4 protein-coding genes are annotated in these 3,056 nt (G+C 76.1%); 2 read left to right on the top strand and 2 right to left on the bottom strand.

Going from position 1 to position 3,056, the window contains the following annotated elements; translation table 11 throughout:
* Positions 1–52: 52 nt before the first annotated feature.
* On the bottom strand, positions 53–1,234 hold the full coding sequence (locus tag BEP24_RS16075; protein WP_065965166.1) for a HAMP domain-containing sensor histidine kinase: 1,182 nt from the start codon (positions 1,232–1,234) through the stop codon (positions 53–55).
* A complete protein-coding gene (locus BEP24_RS16070) occupies positions 1,231–1,965 on the bottom strand; it encodes a response regulator transcription factor (RefSeq protein ID WP_065965164.1) in 735 nt (244 codons plus the stop codon). The genes BEP24_RS16075 and BEP24_RS16070 overlap by 4 nt, the downstream gene beginning before the upstream one ends.
* An 88-nt stretch (positions 1,966–2,053) precedes the next feature.
* Here BEP24_RS16070 and BEP24_RS16065 point away from each other — a divergent pair, with 88 nt between their 5' ends.
* Positions 2,054–2,707 (top strand): M15 family metallopeptidase, encoded by a 654-nt coding sequence (locus tag BEP24_RS16065; protein WP_065965163.1) that lies wholly within the window; start codon positions 2,054–2,056, stop codon positions 2,705–2,707.
* Positions 2,704–3,056: alanine racemase (locus BEP24_RS16060; RefSeq protein WP_171898849.1), on the top strand; the 353-nt coding region annotated here is incomplete at its 3' end. The genes BEP24_RS16065 and BEP24_RS16060, both read left to right, overlap by 4 nt.

Raw genomic sequence — 3,056 nt, 5'->3', positions numbered from 1 at the left:
GGGCCGGCCCGGGCTGCAGACGGTCCGGCCGGGGCTGCCGGTCCGGCCGGGGCTACGGCTGACGGGGTCGCACCGGCGGGGACGCCGACGGCAACGCCACCCGGACGCTGAGCCCGCCGCCGTCCCGGGCGTCCACGGTCAGCGCGCCGCCGTGCGCAGCGACGATCGCCGCCACGATGGCGAGTCCGAGTCCCGCGCCGGTGTCCTCGTCCCGGCGTCGGGACGCGGCACGCTGGAACGGTTCGGTCAGCGTCGGCAGGACCGCACGCGGGACCCGCGGGCCGGTGTTCTCGACGAGCAGCACCACGGTGCCGGCACCGCCGTCCGCCGACGACCCACCCGTCCGGATCCGCACCCACCCGCCCGGTCCGACGTTGTGCACGACGGCGTTCTGCACGAGGTTCGTCACGAGCTGCAGGAGCAGCGCGGGCGACCCCGTCGTCCACGCCGCGTCGGTGTGGACGTGCGCGGCGGTGTCGGTGTCGCGGTCGTCGTCTGCGTCTGCGTCTGCGTCTTCGTCTGCGTCCAGGGCGACGCCGCGCGCCTCGGCCAGGGGCAGCAGGGTCTCGACGGCGTCCTCGACGAGGAGCGACAGGTCGACGGGCTCCGGGTCGGGCACGCGTCGACCGGCGCGGGCCAGCACCAGGAGCGACTCGGTCAGGTCGATCGCCCGCTCGTTCACCACGCGGAGCCGGTCGAGCACCGCCGCGGGGTCGTTGCCCGGCTCGCGGACGGCGACCTCGAGCAGGGCCCGCGTCGTGGCGAGCGGCGTCCGGAGCTCGTGCGAGGCGTTCGCGGCGAAGCGCTGCTGCTCGGCGACGTCGGCGGCCAGGCGCGCGACCATGCCGTCGAAGGCGTCGGCGAGCTCGCGGAACTCGTCGCGGCGCCCCGGCAGGTCGACGCGGTGGTCGAGCGCGCCGGAGGACACCGCCCGCGAGGCCTCGGTCAACCGCCGCAGCGGGTCGAGCACCCGGCCGGCGAGCAGCCAGCCGCCGACGACACCGAGCACGACGAGCACGAGGAACGCCCAGACTGCCGGCGGGACGAAGGCGCGGACCAGGTCGGTCCGGTCCGGCACGTGCCCGCCGGTGGTCGTGAGGTTGCCGACCGGCACGTAGCGGAGCAGGAAGAGCCACACCACGGTCAGCAGCAGGGCGGCCGTGACGACGACGACGCCCGCGTAGCTCAGCGCGAGGCGGAGGCGGACGCTCGGCCCGGGGCGACGGTCCGTCACCGCGGGGGACCGTCCGCCGCACGACCCGCGTCGACGCCCGCAGCCCGGTCGACCCCCGTGTCCGCGGCCGTGGGCACGTCCATCCGGTAGCCGACGCCGGGCACGGTCACGATCGCCCAGGGCTCCCCGAGCCGCTTGCGGAGCGCCGAGACGGTGATGCGCACGGCGTTCGTGAACGGGTCGGCGTGCTCGTCCCAGGCTCGTTCGAGCAGTTGCTCGGCGCTGACCACGCCGCCCCCGGCCTGCACCAGGACCTCGAGGACGGCGAACTGCTTGCGGGTCAGCGCGACGTGGTGGCCGCCCCGGAAGACCTCGCGGCGGAACGGGTCGAGCCGGACCCCGGCGACCTCGAGCACGGGCGGCCGACGCTCCGGACGACGCCGGTCGAGCGCGCGGATCCGCAGCACGAGCTCCCGCAGCTCGAACGGCTTCGTCAGGTAGTCGTCGGCACCCGCGGCGAACCCGGACGCCTTGTCGTCGAGCCGGTCCGCGGCGGTGAGCATGAGGATCGGCGTGTCGGACCCGGTCGCGACGACGTGCTCGGCCACCTCGTCGCCGGACGGCCCCGGGACGTCCCGGTCGAGCACGGCGACGTCGTAGCGGTTCACCGCGAGGAGCTCGAGCGCGGCGTCCCCGTCGGCCGCGACGTCCGCGGCGATCGCCTCGAGCCGCAGGCCGTCCCGCACCGCCCCGGCCAGCAGGGGTTCGTCCTCGAGGATCAGTACACGCACGACCCCGATGCTAGGCGGCGGGACGTGTCGTGAGCGTATGTGGAAACGCGTACGCTCCGGCGACGTCCGGCCCGTTGCACTGGTCGACATGCTCCACTCCCTGCACACCCCGGTCCCCGTCCGTCACCGACCGCGTCGGGCCCGCGCGCTGCCCCTGGTCGTCGTCCTCGTGCTGGTCCTGGCTGCCGCGGTGGTGGCGGGAGCGCTCGCCGTCGCCGCCCCGGGCGGACCGTCCTGGCCGGGAGCCGCCTCCGTCGGCGCCGGTGCCGCCGGCACGGAGGGCGCGACCGGACCCGCGGGCGGTGAGGTGCCCTCCGGCGCCTCGGTGTTCGACGACGACCTGCCCGCCGTGACGAAGCTCGACCCGGACCTGCTCGAGGCCGTCCGCCGTGCCGCCCGCGACGCCGAGGGGGACGGCGTCCGCTTCGTGGTGAACAGCGGCTGGCGGTCCGCCGCGCTGCAGGAACGCCTGCTCGACGACGCGGTGGCCGAGTACGGCTCCCGCGACGAGGCCGCGCGCTGGGTCTCGACCCCGCAGACGTCGCTGCACGTCCGGGGTGAGGCGATCGACATCGGCGACTGGGACGCCGCCGAGTGGTTGCAGGACCACGGCGCCGGGTACGGGCTCTGCCAGGTCTACGACAACGAGGCGTGGCACTTCGAGCTCCGGCCCGAGGCGCCCGAGGCCGGCTGCCCCCGCCTCTACGCGGACCCGACGGCCGACCCGCGGATGCAGCGGTGACCGCGCCGGTCTCCGAACTGCTCGTCCACGACGACGCGGTGCGGGCGAACACAGCCCACTTCGCCGCCCTGACGGGCGGACGCCTGATGGCCGTGCTCAAGGCCGACGGCTTCGGGCACGGCGCGGTCGCGCGGTCCGTCCTGGAGGCGGGGGCCGGCTCCGTCGGCGTGACGAGCGTCGACGAGGCACTCGCGGTCCGCGCCGGGGGCGTCCGCGCGCCCGTGCTCAGCTGGCTCAACCCGCCGGACGCCGACTTCGCGTCGGCACTCCGTGCCGACGTCGCGCTCGCCGTCGCCGACCCGGCGACGCTCGTCGCCGTGGGGCGAGCCGCCCGCCGGACCGGACGTCG

The organism is Curtobacterium sp. UCD-KPL2560 (assembly GCF_001705035.1).
Taxonomy (GTDB): Bacteria; Actinomycetota; Actinomycetes; order Actinomycetales; family Microbacteriaceae; genus Curtobacterium.
Note: the sequence above shows the minus strand (reverse complement) of the source record. Positions and strands in the feature narration are given on the sequence as shown.

Coding starts and splice junctions, on each gene's coding strand:
- BEP24_RS16065 (WP_065965163.1), top strand. CDS start 2,054: ATGCTCCACTCCCTGCACACCCCGGTCCCCGTCCGTCACCGACCGCGT.